This is a genomic window from Gluconacetobacter johannae (assembly GCF_014174305.1).
GTDB classification, from domain to species: domain Bacteria; phylum Pseudomonadota; class Alphaproteobacteria; order Acetobacterales; family Acetobacteraceae; genus Gluconacetobacter; species Gluconacetobacter johannae.
In genome coordinates this window covers 1-19,962 of the sequence record NZ_JABEQH010000022.1, presented here as the reverse complement: position 1 = coordinate 19,962, position 19,962 = coordinate 1, and the positions used below count along the sequence as shown (strand labels likewise).

The following is a 19,962-nucleotide window of genomic DNA, read 5'->3' as shown; positions in this document are numbered from 1 at the left end:
CCGGGGTCGCGCCGACCGGTTGACTTCCAGCATGACATGGCCATAGTCCACTATCCCCTTTATCCAGGCTCCCCAGTTAGTTCCGCCATTGGTTTCGTGTCAGGCGGAATGGCGCGTCCGGCCGTGAAAACATGTATTTGTCCGGCAACCCGGCGGCGCCGGCCGGCCGGACAGGTGACTGTATATAGCGATCCGGAATCGCCAATTGCCAGATAAATCGCGTCGGATCGTTTCGGCCGACCTGTGCGGCAGGGGCATGGCCAGGGGCGATCCGTCCCGAATGGGAGGGGCAACGGCAAGGAGGCGTGGCATGGACGACGATTTTTCCTATTTCGATGCCAATGCGTCCGAACCCGTACGCGCCGCGGCGCTGGCGGCGCTGGCCGAGGCGGCGGGAGTCGTGGGCAATCCGTCGTCGGTCCATCGCGCGGGGCGGCGGGCGCGGGCGATCCTGGAACAGGCGCGGGAGACACTGGCCGCGCTGTTTGGCGGCCGGGCGGAAAACTGCGTCTTCACCTCCGGCGGGACCGAGGCCAACGTGCTGGCGATCGCGGGGCTGGGGCGGGGCCGGCGCCTGCTGGCGGGTGCGACCGAACATGACGCGGTGCGCGCCGCCGTGCCGGACGGGGCGGCCATTCCGGTGGATGGGGACGGCGTCGCCCGCCTGGACGTGCTGGACCGCCTGTTGGCCGAGGGCGGCCACGATGATCCCGCGCTGGTCTGCCTGATGCTGGCGAACAACGAGGTCGGAACGATCCAGCCGGTGGCCGACGCCGCGCGGATCTGCCGGGCGCATGGGGCGCTGCTGCATGTCGATGCGGTGCAGGCGGCGGGCCGGATTCCGGTGGACCTGGCCACGCTGGGGGCGGACAGCATCGCGATTTCGGGGCACAAGTTCGGCGGCCCGAAGGGGGCGGGGGCGCTGCTGCTGTCCGGGGCGGCGGTGCGGACCCTGCCGCCGATGATGGCCGGCGGCGGGCAGGAACAGGGGCGGCGCGGCGGCACGCCGGCGCTGCCCGCGATCGCGGCGATGGCGGCGGCGGCGGCCGAGGCCGTGCGGGACATGACCGCCGCAGACGATGGTCCGGCCCGGTGGCGTGACATGATCGACGACGCCGCGCGGGGGGCCGGGGCGGTCGTCTGCGGCGGCAGCGGGCCGCGCCTGCCCAATACCACCATGCTCGCGCTGCCCGGACGCCGGGCGCAGACGCAGTTGATCGCGCTGGACCTGGCGGGGTTCTGCGTCTCGGCGGGGTCGGCCTGTTCGTCGGGCAAGGTCGCGCGGTCGCACGTGCTGGCGGCGATGGGATTGGGCCCGCTGGCCGGCGAGGCGATTCGCGTCTCGCTGCCCTGGACGACGCGGGCCGCGGACGTGACACGCTTCATCGCCGCCTATGCCGCGATGGCGGCGCGGTTGCCGGCCCGCGCGCCGGAGGAGGCACGGGCATGACCGTGGAACTCTATCTCGACTACCAGTCCACGACCCCGTGCGACCCGGCGGTGGTCCAGGCGATGCTGCCCTGGTTCACCACCGAATTCGGCAACCCGCATAGCGCCGACCATGCGATGGGCCGGCGCGCGTGGGACGCGGTGGAGGCCGCGCGGGCCGAAGTCGCGGCCCTGCTGGGGGCCGATGCGCGGGAGGTCGTGTTCACCTCCGGCGCGACCGAGGCCAACAACATCGCCATCAAGGGCGCGGTGCGCCACCTGGCGGGCCGGGGCGACGCGCGCCGGCGGGTCGTCACCGTGGCGACCGAGCATAAATGCGTCCTGGAAGCCGTGCGCGACCTGGCGGCGGAAGGGTTCGAACCGGTGATCCTGCCGGTCGGCGCGGACGGACGGCTGGACCCCGAGACCCTGCGCGCGGCGCTGGCGGTCCCGACCCTGCTGGTCAGCATCATGGCCGCCAATAACGAGACCGGGGTGCTGCACGACCTGGCGGCCCTGGCGCCGATCGTGCGGGCGGCCGGCGCGCTGCTGCACAGCGACATGGCGCAGGCGGCGGCCAAGGTGGCGCTGGACGTGCGGGCGATGGATGTCGACCTGGCGTCGGTGTCGGCGCACAAGCTGTACGGACCCAAGGGCGTGGGCGCGCTGTATGTGCGGCGGCGGCCGCGCGTGCGGCTGGCCCCGCTGTTCTCGGGCGGCGGGCAGGAGCGCGGGGTCCGCTCCGGCACCCTGCCGACGCCGCTGCTGGTGGGGTTCGGCGAAGCCTGCCGCATCGCGCGGGCGGGCCGGGTGGACGAGGCGCTGCGGATGGCGGCCCTGCGCGACGGGCTGCTGGCGCGGTTGCAGGCGGCGATTCCGGGGATTGTGGTCAATGGGTCGATGGCGCATCGCCTGCCGGCCAACCTCAACCTGCGCCTGCCCGACGTGCGGGCGCTGGACGTGATCGCCCAGGCCGGGGGGCTGTGCGTCTCGACCGGATCGGCGTGTTCGTCGGCCGAACTGGTGCCGTCCTATGTGCTGACGGCGATGGGGCTGGACGCGGATGCGGCGGCACGAAGCTTGCGTCTGGCCGTGGGACGCTATACCTCAGCCGCCGATATGGATCGTGCGGCCGCGATCCTGTGCCGGGCGGTGGAGGATGTCCGCGCGGCGGGACGGGAGCGCGCCGCCCAATCCGCCGATGACGGTTCCACCCAAGACGATACGGCCAGGATAGCAGAATGCCGCATATGATTTTCATCGAGAGCGACGGTACGCGTCGCGAGGTCGATGCCCCGCTGGGTCTCTCGGTCCTCGAGATCGCGCACAAGCACGGGGTCGATCTGGAAGGTGCGTGCGAGGGGTCGCTGGCCTGCGCGACCTGCCATGTCGTGGTCGATCCCGACTGGGCGCCGAAGTTGACGGCCCCGACCGAGGACGAGGAAGACATGCTGGACCTGGCTTTCGGGCTGGAGAAGACGTCGCGCCTCGGTTGCCAGATCGTCATGACCGAGGCGCTGGACGGGCTGGTCGTGCGCCTGCCGCGCACGGCCTGAGGAACAAGCAGGAGGGCCTGCCCATGCGAATCATGGTCGCCATGTCCGGCGGCGTGGACAGCAGCGTCGTCGCGGCCCGGCTGGTGGCCGAAGGGCACGAGGTCTTCGGCGCGACGCTTCAGCTCTATGATTCGCGTGAGGGCGCGCGCAAGGGCGCATGCTGCGCGGGGCGGGACATCCACGATGCCCGCCGCGTGGCCGACAGGCTGGGTATTCCCCATTACGTCATCGACGCCGAAAGCCGCTTCCGGCAGAGCGTGATCGAGCATTTCGCCGATGCCTATGCCGGGGGCGAAACCCCGGTGCCCTGCGTCGCCTGCAACCAGGGCGTGAAATTCACTGACCTTCTGGGCATGGCGCGCGACCTGGGGGCGGACGCGATGGCCACCGGCCATTACGTGCGCCGCATCGAGGGGCCGGACGGCCCCGAACTGCACCGCCCGGTGGATGCGGACCGCGACCAGTCCTGGTTCCTGTTCGCCACCACGCGGGCGCAGCTCGATTTCCTGCGCTTTCCGCTGGGCGACCTGCCGGACAAGGCCGCCGTGCGGGCCGAGGCCGAACGATTCGGCCTGGCCGTCGCCGCCAAGCCCGACAGCCAGGATCTGTGCTTCGTGCCCGATGGGTCTTATGCCGCCCTGGTCGAGAAGCTGCGCCCCGACATGGCGGGCGGGGGCGAGATCGTGGATGCCGGGGGCCAGGTGGTCGGGCGGCATGACGGCGTCACCCGCTTCACGGTCGGGCAGAGCCGCAGGCTGGGGGCGGCCGCGATGCGCGACGGCGCGCGGCAGATGGTGGTGGGCATCGAACCCGCGACGCGGCGCGTGGTGATCGGCCCCCGGGCCGGCAGCGCAGTGCGGGACATGACGCTGCGGGACATGAACTGGCTGATCGCGCCGCCCGAGGGCGATCTGCGCTGCAAGGTGCAGATCCGCGCCCGCGAAATCGCGCGTGACGCCGTGGTGCGGCGGACGGCGGACGGCGCCACGGTGGTGCTGGACGAGGCCGCGATGCCGGCCCCAGGGCAGGCCTGCGTGCTGTATGACGGCAGCCGCGTCCTGGGTGGCGGGTTCATTCGGCGGCGCGAGACGCAGGCAGCCTGAGCGGCCTGGCGCGGGAAACGGAGGACGACATGACGGACGGCAGACTGGTCATCGGAACACGGCGATATTCGTCCTGGTCGCTGCGGGGCTGGCTGGTCGTCCGCGCGGCGGGCCTGGACGTTGAGGAAATGCTGATCCCCATCGCCGGCGGCGGGGGGACGGCGGCGATCAAGGCGGTGTCGCCCAACGGGCTGGTGCCGTACCTGGAACATCGGGGCGCGCGAGTCTGGGAAAGCCTGGCGATCGGCGAATATTGCGCGGAAATCGCGCCGGCCCTGTGGCCGTCCGACCGTGTGGCGCGCGCCCATGCCCGCAGCATCGCAGCGGAAATGCATGCGGGCTTTCGCGCATTGCGTATCGCCATGCCGATGAATCTGGGCCGCGACGCCCGCCCGCTGGCGGACGGGGTGACGCCCGAGGTTGTGGCCGACATCGCGCGGATCGGTGCGATCCTGTCTGAAACCCGTGCGGCCTTCGGGGCAGGGGGGCCTTATCTGTTCGGGTCCGTCCTGACGGTGGCCGATGCGATGTATGCGCCGATCATCGCCCGCTTCCTCTCCTACGGCGTGGCCTTGTCGCCGGCGGCGGGGGAGTACGCGGCGGCGCTGCGGGCGCATCCGTTGATGGCGCAATGGTATGCCGACGCGGCGGCGGAACCCGAATCCTGGCGACTCGACCGTTACGAAGCCATTCCCTGACGGCCGGCTGATGGACAGGCGCCCGGTCGTAACGATCCTGCCTTCGCGCGAGCAGTTCGCGCCCGGGCGGGCCGGTGCGATCAGCCTGCTGGTGCATCGCCTGGCCGGCGCGGACGACGTGGTGGTGGGGGCGCAGGTCGATGCGCCGTTCGGCGACGTGGCGTTCTGCCCGGCTGTCCCGTCGTTCTGGGATGGGGGGCGCTATGTTGCCGCCGTCGCCCGGACCATCCGGACCCTGCGCCCGGCGATGATCGAGGTGCACAACCGCCCCGATGTCGCCCTGGCGCTGGCCCGGCGCTTCGCGCGGCTGCCGATGATGCTGATCCTGCACAACGATCCGCAGGCGATGCGCCGGGCCGGGACGCCGGGGCAGCGCGTGGCGATCCTGCGGCGCATGCGCGTCGCCACGGTGTCCGGCTGGCTGCGTGACCGGTTTCTGGAAGGGGTGCCCGCACCGCGCCATCCGGTGGAGGTCGCGCCGAACTGCATCGACCTGGCGGCGCTGCCGCCCCCGCTGCCCACCCTCGACCGGGAGCGGACCATCCTGTTCGCCGGCCGGGTGGTGGCCGACAAGGGGGCCGATGCGTTCGTCGCCGCCTGTGCCGCGCTGTTGCCGGGCCTGCCGGGCTGGCGGGCGGAGATGATCGGCGCGGACCGCTTCGGGCCGGATTCGCCCGAAACCCCGTTCCTGGCCGAGCTGCGTCCCCGCGCGCGTGCGGCGGGGGTCGAGATGGCGGGCTATCAGTCGCATGACCGGGTGCTGGCGGCGATGGCCCGGGCCGCCATCGTCGTGGTGCCGAGCCGATGGCAGGAACCCTTCGGCATGGCGGCGCTGGAGGCCATGGCCTGCGGCGCGGCGCTGGTGGCGTCGCCGCACGGCGGTCTGGCGGAGGTGGTGGGCGACGCCGCCCTGCTGGCCGATCCCGACCCGGTGGCGGGCCTGGCCGAGGCGATCGGGCGTCTGGCGGGGTCGGAGGCGCTGCGCGCCGAACTGTCGGGTCGGGGGGTGGCGCGGGCGCGGGGCTTCACGCGCCCGGCCGCGCGCGCGCGGCTGGAGGATCTGCGCCGGGCCTGCATCGCGGGCGGCTCTCCGCCGCGCGCATGACGTTTCCCGCTTCGGGGGGATGGGACCGGCGGCCCGGCGGCCCTATATGCAGGAACGATTGGATGCATGACAGGAGAACACATGTCTGAGACCCAGCAGGCGCCGCAGGCCGGGGCCAGTGACGGGCTGGTGCCGGTCACGGTGCTGACCGGCTTTCTGGGCGCGGGGAAGACCACGCTGCTCAACCACATCCTGACGGCCGAGCATGGACGGAAATATGCTGTCGTCATCAACGAGTTCGGGGAACTCGGCGTGGACAACGACCTCGTGGTGGATGCCGACGAGGAAGTGTTCGAGATGAATAACGGCTGCATCTGCTGCACGGTGCGGGGCGACCTGATCCGCATCCTGGGCAGCCTGATGAAGCGGCGGGCGAAGTTCGACGGCATCATCGTCGAGACCACCGGCCTGGCCGATCCGGCGCCGGTCGCGCAGACCTTCTTCGTGGACGAGGACGTGCGCGGCAAGACGCGGCTGGACGCCGTGGTGACCGTCGTGGACGCCCTGAACGTGCTCCAGACGCTGGACGAGAGCCCCGAGGCGGTGAACCAGATCGCCTTCGCCGACGTCATCATCCTCAACAAGACCGACCTGGTGGACGAGGTCGCGATCGCGACCATCGAATCGCGCATTCGCGCCATCAACGCGGTGGCGCGGCTGCATCGCGCGCAGCGCGGCGACGTGGCGCTGACCGACGTGCTGGACCAGGGCGGGTTCGACCTGCAACGCGCGCTGCAGCACGCGCCGCGCTTTCTGGAGGACACCAGCCACAGCCACGAGGAAGGCGTGACGTCGATGTCCTACGAAATCGAGGAACCGCTGGATGCGGCGAAATTCCAGGCCTGGATCGGCGCGCTGCTGCAGGAGCAGGGTCCCGACATCCTGCGGGCCAAGGGCATCCTGAACTATGCCGGCGAGGATCGGCGCTTTGCCTTCCAGGCCGTGCACATGATGGCCGATGGCGGTTTCATCGGCCCATGGAAGGACGGCGAAAAGCGGGAATCCCGCCTGGTCTTCATCGGCCGGAACCTCAACCGCCCGCGCCTGCGTCGCGGTTTTGAAAGCTGCCGCGCACAATGAGCGGGTCGTTGATGGGCGGCGGCGCGCCGTCCGGCCTGCTGGAGACACGCGGGGCGACGCGCGGCATCGACGGGCATGTCACCGGCTGCGTCGCGTCGCGTGACAGCCGGCAGTTCGCCTTCGTCACCGGCGAGGGTGACATCGTGCTGGCGGCGCGCGAGGATTTCGCCAATGCGGCGGCCTGGCAGGTGCGGACCGTGCATGATGGCGCGATCCTGTCGGTTTCGACCGACGCCGCGCCGTCGGGCTTCCTGACGGGGGGCGACGACAGCACCCTGCGCCGGGTGGGGGCCGACGGCTCGGTCACCGACCTGGTGCGTGGCCGGCGCTGGGTCGAGCATGTCGCAAGCTGGTCGGACGGCAAGTCCGGGGTCATCGCGTTCGCCTCCGCCAGGCAGGTGGAACTGCGCGACGCCACGGGCACGAAGACGCTGAAGGTGCTGGAACATCCCTCGACCGTCAGCGGCATCGCCTTCGACGCCAAGGGCAAGCGCATCGGCGCGTCGCACTATAACGGCGCGTCGCTGTGGTTCGTGCATGCCAAGGTCGATACGCCCCGGCGCCTGGAATGGAAGGGCAGCCATACCGGCATCGCGATCCATCCGGGCGGCGAGGCGCTGGTGACGACCATGCAGGAAAACGACCTGCATGGCTGGCGCCTGTCCGACGGCCACAACATGCGTATGAGCGGCTATCCGCAGAAGGTGCAGTCCATGGCGTTTTCCCGCACCGGGAAATGGCTGGTGACCAGCGGGGCGGACAGCGTGGTGATGTGGCCGTTCTTCGGCGGCGGCCCGATGGGCAAGCCGCCGTCCGAACTGGCCGGCCTGCCGGGTGTGATCTGCCAGCGCGTGGCCTGCCATCCCGTGCACGAGATCGTCGCCGCGGGCTTCGCCGACGGGACGATCCTGCTGGAGGACGCCGCAGCGCAACGTGTGCTGCCGGTGCGCGGCGCGGGGGGCGGCGCGGTGTCGGCGCTGGCGTTCAGCCCCGACGGCTGCGCCCTGGCCTTCGGCACCGAGGACGGGCAGATCGGGATCGTCGACCTGGCGTCGCGATGACACTCTGAACCCCCTGGACGCGTGGGTGTCCGGGGGCTTCAGATCGGCTTGGAGGCCGCGCCTGCCGCGTGGGCCGGGGCCGCCGTTTCGGGTTGCGGGGGCGGGGCGTTTTCGACCACGCCCAGGAATTTCTCGGCCAGCGCGCTATAGAGCGAATGGCCGCAGATCATGCGCGAGACGGCGAAGGCCAGGAATGACGTCGCCAGCAGCGCCAGGGTCACCTGCTGGTTGTCGGACATTTCCATGACGATCACCGTCGCGGTCAGCGGCGCCTGCACCACGGCCGAGAAATAGGCGACGGTCCCCAGCAGCACGACGGCGCCCGGTGTCGTGTGCGGCAGGAACTGCGCCACCCATCCGCCCATTCCGGCCCCCACGGCCAGCGACGGCGCGAACAGCCCCCCCGGAATGCCCGAGCAGTAGGACACGATGGTGGCGATGTATTTCAGGACGAAGAACGACGCCGGATAATGCGTCTGCCCGGCAATGATCTCGCGCGCCTGGAGATAGCCGGTGCCGTAGGTGATGCCGCCGGACGCGATGCCCAGGATGGCAAGGACCACGCCGCACAGGGCGGCGAAGGCGACCGGATGGCGGGCCACGAACTGCCCCAGCAGGCCGGGCAGCCCCGCCGAGGTGCGGATCAGGATGGCCGAGAACAGGCCCCCGCTGACGCCGCCCAGGATGCCGCAGGCCAGCACCGCGATCCAGCTTATGCCGATGGGCACCACCACGTCGGTGTGGCCGAAATAGGTGTAGTTGCCGACCAGCGCGATGGCGGTGACGCCCGACAGGATGACGCCCGTCAGCATCGTGCCGCTGGTGCGCTGCTCGAAGGAATGGCTCAGTTCCTCGATGGCGAAGACGATGCCGCCCAGCGGCGTGTTGAAGGCCGCCGATACGCCCGACGCCCCGCCCGCCAGGATCAGCCCGCGCCGGATGCCGATGGCCGACAGGTTCAGCCATCGGCCGAAGGCGTGCATGATCGCGGCGCCCACCTGCACCGTCGGCCCCTCGCGCCCGATCGAGGCGCCGGCCAGCAGGCCCAGCGTGGTCAGCAGGATCTTGCCGAACGCGATCCGCAGCGACAGCAGGCGGTCGACGACCGTGAAATCCTCGAGGTGCAAGGTGGCGATGGTCTGCGGGATGCCGCTGCCCTGCGCGCCGCGGAACAGGGTGCGGGTCAGCCACGACGACAGCGCCAGCCCCGCCGGCGTCAGCGCCAGCATGATCCAGGGGTCCCATGCGATCATGCGCGTCCGCAGGTATTCGGCCTCGTCCGCCGCCGTGGCGAAGGCCACGGCCACCAGCCCGACCAGGATGGCGGCCGTCCAGTACACCAGCTTGCGCCGCCACTGCGCCGTCGTCACCCGGGCGGACCGGCGCAGTTGCCGCATGTGACGGCCGCGCAGTTCGGTCAGGTCGGTCTTCATCATTCGGATGTGAGGCATGATGGTCCTTGCCCGCGACGGGCAGGGTGAGGGGGCGGCGGCATGTGCCCCTTTACCGCGGATCGTCCGCGCGGTTCCACAGGAACCCGTCCGCGACCCCTGTTTCGGGGGACGGGCTGTATTGTGTCAGGCGGGGAAGCGCGGGCCGGCCGGGTCAGGCCGGGATGGCGATTCCCTCGTGCTTCGCCTTGCGTTCGGGTTCGACATGGATGTGGATCAGCGCCTGGCCGATGCGTGCGCGCAGCGCCGCCTCGATCCGGTCGCAGATCTCGTGGGCGGCATCGACGCTCATGCCGCCGGGGACGACCAGATGGAATTCGACGAACGCCATGGCGCCGACGATGCGCGCGCGCAGATCGTGGGCCTCGAGCGCGCCGCGCGCGTTGTCGGCGATGATGGTCCGGATGTCGGCCAGTGTATCGGGGTCCGGGGCCTCGTCCATCAATCCGGCGATCGAGGTCCGCATCATGTCCCACCCGACCCGCAGGACATTCAGCGCGATCAGCCCCGCCAGGGTCGCGTCCAGCCGGACCCATCCCGTCAGCGGGATCAGCGTGAAGCCGCAGATCAGCCCGACCGTGGTCCAGACGTCGGACATGACGTGCTGCCCCGCCGCGATCAGCGTCGGCGACCGGTGCGCCCGCCCGGCGCGCAGCAGCATCTGCGCCCAGGCCAGGTTCAGCAGGCCCGCCGAACCGTTCAGCAGGATGCCCGGCAGCGGCGCGCGCGGCAGGGTGGGGTCGTGCCAGTCCAGCCAGGCCTCGCGCCCGATGGCCAGGGCGGTCAGGATGACCAGGACGCCCTCGACCACCGCCGACAGATATTCGGCCTTGTAATGGCCATAGGTGTGGTTTTCGTCGGGCGGCAGGCTGGCGACGCGCAGCGCCCACAGGCCGGCCAGGGCCGCGACGACATTGATGATCGTCTCCATCGCGTCGGAATAGAGCGCGATGCTGCCGGTCACCCGCCAGGCGGCGTACTTCAGGACCAGCGCGACCAGGCTGACGCCCAGGCTGGTCCAGGCGAGGGCGTATTTGCTGATATGGGGCATGGATCAGACCGTGTGCGCGTCGGCCAGGACGCAGCGCGCGGCGTCCGACTGGGTCTCGACCTGGAAGGTCGGATGGCCGATCCGAAAGCGCGTCCGTAGCGTCTCGGTCGCGTCGCGCAGCAGCGTGTCGTCGGTGGTGGCGCTGTCGTCGGGGGGGCAGACGATACGGACCAGATGCACGGTCAGGGCGGTCTCGGTGGTGCTGATGGGCCAGATATGCAGGTCGTGCAGGTCGGTCACCCCCGGCAGGGCGCGCAGATAGGCCTCGACCCCCTGCCGGTCGATGCCGCGGGGGACGCGGTCCAGCGCCATGTCCAGCGAATCGCGCAGCAGCGACCATGTGCCGGCGACGATCGCGGCCGAGACCACCAGGCTGATGACCGGATCGACACGCAGCCAGCCGGTGTACAGGATCACCCCGCCCGCGATCACCACCGCCAGCGACATCAGCGTGTCCGCGGCCATGTGCAGGAAGGCGCCCCGGACGTTCAGGTCTTCGCGGCTGCCGCTGGCGAACAGCAGGGCGGTGAAGCCGTTGACCAGGATGCCGAGGCCCGCGACGGCCATGATCGTGCCGCCGGCGACGGGGGACGGGGTCGTCAGGCGCAGGATCGCCTCCCACACGATGCCGCCGGTGACCAGTAGCAGCACAATGGCGTTGGCCAGCGCGGCCAGGATGGACGACCGGCGCAGGCCGTAGGTGAATTCGGCGCTGGGGGCGCGTTGCGACAGGCGCTGCGCCAGCCAGGCGGCCGCCAGGGCCAGCACGTCCGACAGATTGTGCCCCGCGTCGGCCAGCAGCGCCAGCGCGTGGGACAGCACGCCCCAGGCGGCCTCCGCGGCGACGTAGAGCAGGTTCAGCGTGATGCCGACGGCGAAGGCCGTGCCGTAGGACGAGGGGGCATGCGCGTGGTGGTGCCCGAACCCGTGCCCATGCCCACAGCCATGCCCGTGTCCATGGTCATGCCCGTGGTCATGGTCATGGCTGTGGGCGTGTCCCTGGTCGGCATCGTCGTGGGGATGCATGTGGGAAGGGTCGTGCGCGTCGGCCATGGCGTCCTGGATGTCTCGATGTCCGGGGAGAGGGCGGCCCTCTCTAACAGAAGGCCGGGCGGCGCGGCTAGGGCCGTGGCCTTTCGTCGCGGCCGGCCGTCGTGATATGGCACGGCCGGAAAGGGTGCGATCCGCGCCGCTGTCGATCCCGCCCGCCACCCGAACCGAGATATATCCGGCTGCCATGCTCAGACTGACCGAACTCAGGCTTCCCCTCGACCATGCGCCCGACGCGCTGGCGGCGGAGATCGTGCGGCGGCTGGGCATTCCGGCCACCGACCTGCTGGACCATACGGTGTTCCGCCGGGGCTATGACGCGCGGCGGCGTGGAGCGATCACGCTGGTCTATACCGTCGATTGCGCGGTGCGCGACCAGGACGCGGTGCTGGCGCGGCTGGCGGACGATCGCCATGTCGGCCTGGCGCCCGATATGGCCTATCGTTTCGTGATGGACGACGGCGCGGCCCTGGCGGCGCGCGACGGCTACCGGCGGCCGGTGGTCATCGGGGCCGGGCCGTGTGGGCTGCTGGCGGGGCTGCTGCTGGCGCAGATGGGGTTGCGGCCGCTGATCCTGGAACGCGGCAAGATCGTGCGCGAACGCACCGTCGATACCTTCGCGCTGTGGCGTAAATCGGTCCTGACGCCGGAAAGCAATGTCCAGTTCGGCGAGGGCGGGGCAGGGACGTTCTCGGACGGCAAGCTCTACAGCCAGGTCAGCGATCCGCGCCATTACGGGCGCAAGGTCCTGGCGGAATTTGTCCGCGCCGGCGCGCCCGAGGAAATCCTGTACCTGTCCAAGCCGCATATCGGCACGTTCCGCCTGGTGTCGATGGTCGAGCATATCCGTGCCGAGATCGAGGCGCTGGGCGGCGAATACCGCTTCGGCACCCGGGTCGAGGAGATCCTGATCGCCCGCGACGCCGCCGGGGCCCGGCGGGTGGAGGGGGTGCGCCTGTCCGACGGCGGCACGGTTTCGACCGGCCATGTCGTCCTGGCCATCGGCCACAGCGCCCGCGATACGTTCGCCAGGCTGCGCGACGCGGGGGTCGAGATGCAGGCGAAGCCCTTTTCCATCGGCGTACGCATCGAACATCCGCAATCGGTCATCGACACGGCCCGTTTCGGCACGCAGGCGGCCCATTCGCAGCTGGGGGCGGCGGATTACCGGCTGGTGCATCATGCCGCCAACGGGCGCGCGGTCTATTCCTTCTGCATGTGTCCGGGTGGCACCGTCGTCGCCGCCACGTCCGAGGAAGGCCGCGTCGTCACCAACGGCATGAGCCAGTATTCGCGGGCCGAGCGCAATGCCAATGCCGGCATCGTGGTGGGTGTTGCGCCGGGCGTCGATTATCCGGACGACCCGCTGGCGGGCATCGCCTTCCAGCGCCATTGGGAACGCCAGGCGTATCTTGCGGGCGGCGGCGGCTATCGCGCGCCGGCGCAGCGCGTGGGCGACTTCCTGGCTGGCCGCCCCTCGACCCATCTGGGCACGGTGGAACCGTCCTATCGCCCCGGCGTGACGCCGACCGACCTTGCGACATGCCTGCCGGACTATGTGGTGGCGGCCATGCGCGAGGCCCTGCCGATGTTCGAGCGGCGGCTGCGCGGATTCTCGATGGATGACGCGGTGATGACCGGGGTGGAAACCCGCACGTCCTCCCCCCTGCGAATCCCGCGCGGCCCGGACGGCCAGAGCGTGAACACCGCCGGCCTGTATCCGGCGGGCGAGGGCGCGGGCTACGCCGGCGGCATCCTGTCGGCGGGGATCGACGGCATCCGCGTGGCCGAGGCCGTGGCCCTGACGATGGCCGGCCGCCCGGTGGACGGGCTGATCCGCGAGACGATGACCAGGACCGAGGCCGCGCAGTAGCAATCGGGCGTCGATACCGTCAGAGAAAGGACACCGGGTCGATATCCACGTCGATCCTGGCCCCGCGTTCGGGTTTGACCAGCGACAGCCAGTGGCGCAGCAGCGGCTGCACCGCGACGTCGCGCCGCGTCCGCAGCAGCAGGCGCCGGCGATGGCGGCCGCGCAGGACGGCCAGGGGGGCGGGGGCCGGGCCCAGCACCTGCAATCCTTCGCCATGCGGCGCGGCGTGGCCCAGGGCGCGGGCGGTGGCGTCGGCGGCGTCGGGGGTGTCGGCGCTGACGATCAGCGCGGCCAGGCGTCCGAAAGGCGGCCAGAATCCGGGCCGGCGCTGTTCGGCCTCCTGCCGCATGAAGGCCTCGAAATCGCCCGAGACCAGCGCCAGCATCACCGGGTGGTCGGGCGTGTAGCTTTGCAGCAGGACCTGCCCCGGCGCCTCGGCCCGGCCGGCGCGGCCGGCCACCTGGTGCAGCAGTTGCACCGTCCGTTCCGCCGCCCGCAGGTCGCCGCCGCCCAGCCCCAGATCGGCATCGACCACGCCCACCAGCGTCAGGTGCGGGAAATGCCAGCCCTTGGCGACGATCTGCGTGCCGATCACCAGGTCGATTTCGCGCCGCGCGATCCGGGCCACGGCGTCGGCGGTGGCGGCGGGGCCGGGCAGGGTGTCGCTGGCCATCACCTGGATCCGCAGGTCGGGAAAGGTCGCGCGCGCTTCCTCGGTAATGCGTTCCACCCCCGGCCCGATCGGCGTCAGGCTGGCCTCGGCATTGCATTGCGGGCAGGCGGGGGGCACCGGTTCCTGATAGCCGCAATGATGGCAGGTCAGAATCTGGCGCGCGCGATGTTCCACCAGCCATGCGGTGCAGTTGGGGCATTGCATGCGGTGCCCGCAGGTGCGGCACAGCGTCAGCGGCGCATAGCCCCGGCGGTTGAGGAACAGCATCGCCTGCTCGCCGCGCCCCGTCGCCGCCGTGATCGCTTCCGTCAGCACCGGCGACAGGAACAGCCCGCGTTCGGGCGGATGGGCGCGCATGTCGATGGTGCGGACCTCGGGCATGGTCGCCCCGCCATGCCGCGCCGTCAGGACCAGATGGCGGTACCGGCCGGCGCCGACATTGGCCAGCGTCTCCAGGCTGGGGGTCGCCGACACCAGCACCACGGGCGCGCCGGCCACGCGGGCGCGCACCACCGCCATGTCGCGGGCGTGGTAGGTGACGCCGTCTTCCTGCTTGAAGGCGGTCTCGTGCTCCTCGTCCACGATAATCAGGCCGAGGTCGGGGAACGGCAGGAACAGCGCCGACCGCGCGCCGACCACGACCGGGGCCGCGCCGTCCGCCACCGCGCGCCAGGTGATGCGGCGCAGGCGCGGCCCCAGGTCGGAATGCCATAGCGCCGGCTCGGCGCCGAAGCGGCGGGCGAAACGGCCGGTCCATTGCGACGACAGCGCGATTTCCGGCAGCAGCACCAGCGCCTGCCGCCCCCGGGCGAGGCAGGCGGCGATAGCTTCCATGTAGATCTCGGTCTTGCCCGACCCGGTGACGCCTTCCAGCAACGTCACCGAGAATCCGCCCTGGGTCGCCAGCTCGCGCAGGCTGTGCGCCGCATCGGCCTGCTGCCCGGTCAGGACCGGTGGATTGTGGTCCGGGTCGGGCCGGGCGAAGGCCGGAGGGGCCGCCATCGGGGCGGGACGCAATGCCCCGGCATCGGCCAGTCCGCGCACCACGCCGACGCCCACCCCGGCGCGACGGGCGATTTCGGCCGCCGTCAGCGGACCGTGGGCCGAGACGACCTCCAGCACCTTCCGCCGGGTGGGCGTTTCGCGCAGGTCGGGCGGCGGCGGGTCGGCGACCGTCCATCCCAGAACGGGGGCCGTGGGGATTGTCGCCGTGGTGCGTAGCGCCATGGCCAGCACCATGCCGGGCGACGACAGCGTATAGGCCGCGACCCAGTCGACGAATCGGCGCAGGCCGGCGGGAAGCGGCGGCAGGTCCAGCAGGGCGGCGACGGGTTTCAGCCGCCCATCCGCCACCGCCGGCATCGGGGGCGGGGCGAATTCGGGCGGCAGGACGCTGTCGTTGTCCCAGACCACGCCGGTTTCCGTCCGCCGCCCCAGCGGCACGGAAACGATGGCGCCGGGGCGCAGGTCCGCGTCGGCCAGGCTGTCCGGCACGGCATAGTCGAACGGGCCGGGGAAGGGCAGCGGCAGCAGCACGCGCACGCGGGGCCGGGTCGTCTTTCCCGGCTTTCGCGTCGGGTCGCGTTTGTCTAGACTCGCATGCGCCATGCCGTTTTCTATCGCCCCCGTCGCCGCGTGTCTTGCCTGCCGTCGCGGAACAGCGTGATGGAGGGACGCGCGCCATGACCGGGGCCGAGGCGCGCGAGGCCTTTCTGGCATGGCTGCGGGACGAGCGGCGGGCGTCGCCTTTGACGATCGAAGCCTATCGGGGCGATCTGGTCCGGTTTCTGGATTTCATCGGCGGCCATGTCGGCGGCGAAGTCGACCTGGGGGTGCTGGACCGCCTGTCGCTGGCGGACCTGCGCGCGTGGCTGGCGTTCGAGCATGCCGCATCGCTGCGGCCCCGCCGGGACGGCCGCGCCAGCACGCAGGATCGTGCCGCCCGCACCCGGGCGCGGCGGGTGTCGGCCATGCGGTCGTTCTTTCGCTACCTCGCGCGCCGGCACGGCGGCACCAACCCCGCGCCGCGCCTGCTGGCCGCCCCGCGCGCGAAGGCCACCCTGCCGCGCCCCCTGACCCGCGACCAGGCGCTGGAGGTCCCGCAGGGGGTGGGCGACCTGGCGGTGACGCCGCTGGCGCGCGTGCGCGACGGGGCGTTGTTCCTGCTGCTGTACGGCTGCGGCCTGCGGATTTCCGAGGCCCTGGGCCTGGATGTCCGCGACCTCGATCACGCGCTGGCCGGCGGCGGCACGCTGCGGATCCGTGGCAAGGGCGGGCGGGAGCGGCTGGCGCCCCTGCTGCCGGCGGTGCGGGCCGCCCTGCAGGACTGGCGGGCGCGGCATCCCGCGCCCCTGCCCGAAGCGCCGCTGTTTCCCGGCGTGCGGGGCGGGCGGCTGCAACCCGCCGTGGCGCAGCGGGCGATGCGGGCGTGGCGGCACATGGCCGGCCTGCCGGACCATGCGACGCCGCATGCGCTGCGCCACTCCTTCGCCACGCACCTGATGACGGGCGGGGCGGACCTGCGGACCATCCAGGACCTGCTGGGCCATGCCAGCCTGTCGACGACCCAGCGCTATACCCTGGCGGACGAGGCGCGGCTGATGGAGGTCTGGACCCGCGCGCATCCCCGCGCCGGCGCGCCCGACATGACGAAGGACCGAAGACCGTGACGACCGCATCCCCGCGCATGCCCTACCCGCCCATCGAACCCTATGACCGGGGGTATCTGGAGACCGGGGACGGCCATACCCTCTATTGGGAGTTGTGCGGCAACCCCGAGGGCATTCCCGTGGTGTTCCTGCATGGCGGCCCCGGCGGCGGGTGCAGCCCGATGCAGAGGTGCCTGTTCGACCCCGCCCGCTATCGCATCCTGCTGTTCGACCAGCGCGGCTGCGGCCGGTCCACCCCGCATGCGGACCTGAGGAACAACACCACCTGGCATCTGGTCGAGGATATCGAACGGTTGCGCCGCCTGACCGGGGTGGCAGGCTGGCAGGTGTTCGGCGGGTCATGGGGCTCGGCGCTGGCGCTGGCCTATGCCCAGACCCATCCCGAGCGCGTCACGGCGCTGGTCCTGCGCGGCATCTTCACGCTGCGGCGGGCGGAATTGCTGTGGTACTATCAGGAGGGCGCGTCCTGGCTATTTCCCGACAAGTGGGAGGCCTTCCTGGCGCCGATCCCGCCGGACGAGCGCGGCGACCTGATGGCGGCCTATCGCCGCCGCCTGACCAGCGACGACCCCGCGACCCGCACCCAGGCCGCGATCGCCTGGAGCCTGTGGGAAGGCGAGACCCTGACCCTGCGCCCCGCGCCCGCCCTGTCGGCCCAGCATGCCGACCCGGACTACGCGCTGGCCTTCGCGCGGATCGAGAATCATTATTTCGTCCATGGCGGCTGGCTGGAGGAAGGCCAGTTGATCCGCGACGTGGACCGCATCCGTCACATCCCGGCGGTGATCGTGCAGGGACGCTACGATCTGGCGACGCCGGTGCGTACGGCATGGGACCTGCATCGCGCATGGCCCGAGGCCGCGTTCCACCTTGTCGACGCCGCCGGCCACGCGGTGTCGGAACCGGGAATCCTGGAAGCGCTGCTGGATGCCACCGACCGGTTTGCCCGCACGCCCTGAGGGCCGGCGGGGCCGGACCGCCCTGTCGGCTCTCGGCCTGTCGGTTCTGATCGCGGCGGGGGCTGCCGGCCAGGCCCTGGCCCAGGACGGGGCCTGCGAGGTGGCCCGCATCGCGCGGGTGCCCCTGCGCGACGACGGGGGGTATCTGACGATTCCGGTCTCGATCGCCGGGCAGGCGGTCAGCATGCTGGTCGATACCGGGTCGGAAGGCGGCCTGGTGAATGACGGGGCGGTCCGCGCCCTGCGCCTGGCGACCGATCCCGACCGGCGGACCATCGTGCATGGCACCGGCGGCCTGGCGGGGGTGGTGCCGAACGTCATCGTGCCCGACATGCGGATCGGCGACGTACGGTTCGGGGAGCAGTCGCTGCCTGTGGGCGACCTGCCGGGGCAGCCGATGCTGCGCCCGGCGGTCGCCGGCCTGTTGGGCGGTGACGTGCTGGCGCGCTTCGACCTGGAACTCGACGTCGCGGGCGGATGGCTGTCGCTCTGGCGCGTGGGGGCGGGGTCGCTGGCCTGCAAGGGGCCGCCGGCCTGGCGGGGAGATTATGATACCATCCCCCTGCGGCGCGACGGGCATCGCGTGACGATCGAGGCGGAACTGGACGGCGCGCCCATGGTCGCCCTGGTCGATAGCGGCGCGCGGTCGCGCATTGTCTCCGCCGCCATGGCCGAACGGGTGGGGGTCGGTCCCGACCGTCTGGCCGTGGACCCCGGTGGGGAAACCAGCGGCGTGGACGGGCGGGCGATACTCTATCGCTGGCACCGGTTCGCCAGCCTGCGTATCGGCCGGGAGCTGGACCGCGCGCCGGTCCTGACGGTCGCGCCGCTGCACGACCGCGCGGATATGCTGCTGGGCGCGGACTGGTTCGCCCGGCATGCCGTCTGGATCTCGTACGCGACCGGCCGGATGTTCGTCCGCCGGTCGCCGCACTGAGGCGCCGGGCCTCCGATCGTCAGCCCTTCAGACGGGCATTGCAGACGCTGTAGTAGCCGCCGCCTTTCTGGATCCACTTCAGGCCGCCGTTGCTGTTGGTCGCTTTGTTGGCGTTGTACTGGTCGAGGCAGGTATGCATGCGGGCCTTGCCGGCGGGCTCGCCGGCATATTTCGGCGATATGGCGCTGGGCAGGACCGCGTTGCCGGCGGCGACGGGGGCCGGCTTTGCGACGGGGGCCGGCGCTGCGGGAGCGGTCGCGGCGGGCGCCGCCGCAGGGGCCGCGGCCGGTGCGGCCGGGGTGGAGGCCGCGGCATCGGGCGTCGCGCACTGTGTCGCCTTGAACTGGGTGTAGGGCATGCCCTGGATGGTGCCGGCCTTTCGGGCTGCGTTGAACTTCTGGTAGCACGCCTGCGCCGCGCTGGCCGCGTGGGCGTGATCGGGCATGAGCGAGAAGGCCGGGGCAGTCAGAAGCAGGGCGAGCGCAAGACGGCCGCGAAGAGCAATAGCCATGAGGAAGGCAACCCTTTCCGAATTCGGGCCGGAGTCGCGGAACACCACGCGCCGCGAACCGGTCTGTCAGGACAGGAATCCATAACAGTTTGACATCAATACGGAAAGAAAAAGGCCGGCCGGGGGGCGTGCCCCGGCCGGCCTGGTCCGGCTGCCCAGGGGATGTCCCTGGGCGATCGGTCAGTTGATGCGTTCGCCGTGCAGGACCATGTCGAGGCCTTCGACCTCCTGGTCCTGGGTGACGCGCAGGCCGATGGTCAGGTCCACGATCTTGAGCAGGACGAAGGTGGCGATGGCGCACCAGACGATGGTGATGCCGACGGCCTTGGCCTGGATGACGAGCTGGGCGAACGAGCCCACGACGCCCGAGGGGTTGGCGTCGGTGGCCGACAGCGGGCCATAGGCCAGCACGCCGGTCAGCAGCGCGCCGACGATGCCGCCGACGCCGTGCACGCCGAAGGCGTCGAGGCTGTCGTCATAGCCCAGCAGGTGCTTGAGCGAGGTGGCGGCCCAGTAGCACACGACGCCGGCGACCAGGCCCAGGATCAGCGCGCCGCCGGGCAGCACGAAGCCCGCCGCCGGGGTGATGGCGACCAGGCCGCCGACCGCGCCGGAGATGATGCCCAGCACCGTGGGCTTGCCCGTGCGGATCCATTCCGCGACCATCCAGCCCAGCCCCGCGGCGGCGGTGGCGATCTGCGTGGTGGCCATGGCCATGCCGGCGCGGCCGTTGGCGCCCACCGCCGACCCGGCGTTG

The 19,962-nt window shown here is 71.4% G+C and carries 17 protein-coding genes and 1 pseudogene; 12 read left to right on the top strand and 6 right to left on the bottom strand.

Translation table 11 applies throughout. From position 1 onward, the window contains the following. The first annotated feature begins 310 nt into the window (after positions 1–310). The 8 genes from HLH21_RS14580 (at position 311) to HLH21_RS14545 (ending at position 8,031) form a co-directional block, all read left to right on the top strand. Positions 311–1,450 carry a cysteine desulfurase family protein gene (locus HLH21_RS14580; protein WP_182944483.1) on the top strand — a complete coding sequence of 380 codons (1,140 nt, stop codon included), beginning with the start codon at positions 311–313 and terminating at the stop codon, positions 1,448–1,450. Beyond that, positions 1,447–2,682: a cysteine desulfurase family protein gene (locus HLH21_RS14575; protein WP_182944482.1), complete on the top strand. Its 1,236-nt coding sequence runs from the start codon at positions 1,447–1,449 to the stop codon at positions 2,680–2,682. The genes HLH21_RS14580 and HLH21_RS14575 overlap by 4 nt, the downstream gene beginning before the upstream one ends. Next, the gene (locus tag HLH21_RS14570) at positions 2,670–2,984 is read left to right on the top strand and encodes a ferredoxin family 2Fe-2S iron-sulfur cluster binding protein (RefSeq protein ID WP_182944481.1); all 315 of its coding nucleotides are present in this window, start codon (positions 2,670–2,672) and stop codon (positions 2,982–2,984) included. Before HLH21_RS14575 ends, HLH21_RS14570 begins: the two co-directional genes overlap by 13 nt. 23 nt (positions 2,985–3,007) lie before the next feature. Beyond that, positions 3,008–4,087 carry a tRNA 2-thiouridine(34) synthase MnmA gene (gene mnmA, locus HLH21_RS14565; RefSeq protein WP_182944480.1) on the top strand — a complete coding sequence of 360 codons (1,080 nt, stop codon included), beginning with the start codon at positions 3,008–3,010 and terminating at the stop codon, positions 4,085–4,087. A gap of 29 nt (positions 4,088–4,116) precedes the next feature. Continuing rightward, positions 4,117–4,785: a glutathione S-transferase family protein gene (locus tag HLH21_RS14560; RefSeq protein ID WP_182944479.1), complete on the top strand. Its 669-nt coding sequence runs from the start codon at positions 4,117–4,119 to the stop codon at positions 4,783–4,785. A 10-nt stretch (positions 4,786–4,795) separates the two neighbouring features. Further along, positions 4,796–5,890, top strand: a complete 1,095-nt coding sequence (locus HLH21_RS14555; RefSeq protein WP_182944478.1) for a glycosyltransferase family 4 protein — start codon at positions 4,796–4,798, stop codon at positions 5,888–5,890. An 81-nt stretch (positions 5,891–5,971) separates the two neighbouring features. Beyond that, positions 5,972–6,970, top strand: coding sequence for a CobW family GTP-binding protein (locus HLH21_RS14550; RefSeq protein ID WP_182944477.1), 999 nt, complete (start codon positions 5,972–5,974; stop codon positions 6,968–6,970). Then, positions 6,967–8,031, top strand: a complete 1,065-nt coding sequence (locus HLH21_RS14545) for a WD40 repeat domain-containing protein (protein WP_246379819.1) — start codon at positions 6,967–6,969, stop codon at positions 8,029–8,031. The genes HLH21_RS14550 and HLH21_RS14545 overlap by 4 nt, the downstream gene beginning before the upstream one ends. A 38-nt stretch (positions 8,032–8,069) precedes the next feature. Here the strand turns inward: HLH21_RS14545 and HLH21_RS14540 are convergent, their stop codons facing one another. The 3 genes from HLH21_RS14540 to HLH21_RS14530 form a co-directional block, all read right to left on the bottom strand. Beyond that, a complete protein-coding gene (locus HLH21_RS14540; protein ID WP_182944514.1) occupies positions 8,070–9,428 on the bottom strand; it encodes a chloride channel protein in 1,359 nt (452 codons plus the stop codon). A gap of 208 nt (positions 9,429–9,636) precedes the next feature. Then, positions 9,637–10,533: a cation diffusion facilitator family transporter gene (locus HLH21_RS14535; RefSeq protein ID WP_182944476.1), complete on the bottom strand. Its 897-nt coding sequence runs from the start codon at positions 10,531–10,533 to the stop codon at positions 9,637–9,639. Between the two features lie 3 nt (positions 10,534–10,536). Next, on the bottom strand, positions 10,537–11,586 hold the full coding sequence (locus HLH21_RS14530; protein ID WP_182944475.1) for a cation diffusion facilitator family transporter: 1,050 nt from the start codon (positions 11,584–11,586) through the stop codon (positions 10,537–10,539). A gap of 184 nt (positions 11,587–11,770) precedes the next feature. Between HLH21_RS14530 and HLH21_RS14525 the strand changes: the two genes are divergently transcribed. Next, positions 11,771–13,456 carry an NAD(P)/FAD-dependent oxidoreductase gene (locus HLH21_RS14525; RefSeq protein WP_182944474.1) on the top strand — a complete coding sequence of 562 codons (1,686 nt, stop codon included), beginning with the start codon at positions 11,771–11,773 and terminating at the stop codon, positions 13,454–13,456. 19 nt (positions 13,457–13,475) lie between these two features. Here the strand turns inward: HLH21_RS14525 and HLH21_RS14520 are convergent, their stop codons facing one another. Then, positions 13,476–15,737 (bottom strand): primosomal protein N', encoded by a 2,262-nt coding sequence (locus HLH21_RS14520; protein ID WP_182944473.1) that lies wholly within the window; start codon positions 15,735–15,737, stop codon positions 13,476–13,478. Between the two features lie 74 nt (positions 15,738–15,811). Between HLH21_RS14520 and HLH21_RS14515 the strand changes: the two genes are divergently transcribed. Genes HLH21_RS14515 through HLH21_RS14505 form a run of 3 tightly spaced genes read left to right on the top strand, consistent with a single transcriptional unit; the run spans position 15,812 to position 18,694 of the window. Next, positions 15,812–16,798, top strand: a complete 987-nt coding sequence (locus HLH21_RS14515) for a tyrosine recombinase XerC (protein ID WP_182944472.1) — start codon at positions 15,812–15,814, stop codon at positions 16,796–16,798. A gap of 17 nt (positions 16,799–16,815) precedes the next feature. Then, the gene (pip, locus tag HLH21_RS14510) at positions 16,816–17,757 is read left to right on the top strand and encodes a prolyl aminopeptidase (protein ID WP_182944513.1); all 942 of its coding nucleotides are present in this window, start codon (positions 16,816–16,818) and stop codon (positions 17,755–17,757) included. Next, entirely contained in the window at positions 17,726–18,694 is a 969-nt protein-coding gene (locus HLH21_RS14505) for an aspartyl protease family protein (RefSeq protein ID WP_182944471.1), read from the top strand. Before pip ends, HLH21_RS14505 begins: the two co-directional genes overlap by 32 nt. 19 nt (positions 18,695–18,713) lie before the next feature. On the opposite strand, the gene HLH21_RS14500 is transcribed toward HLH21_RS14505, so the two are convergent. Together HLH21_RS14500 and HLH21_RS14495 are read right to left on the bottom strand one after the other, a co-directional pair. Further along, complete coding sequence (locus tag HLH21_RS14500) at positions 18,714–19,205, bottom strand: hypothetical protein (protein ID WP_182944470.1); 492 nt, start codon at positions 19,203–19,205, stop codon at positions 18,714–18,716. A 180-nt stretch (positions 19,206–19,385) separates the two neighbouring features. Then, positions 19,386–19,962, bottom strand: a pseudogene (locus HLH21_RS14495) (ammonium transporter); the annotation flags it as partial.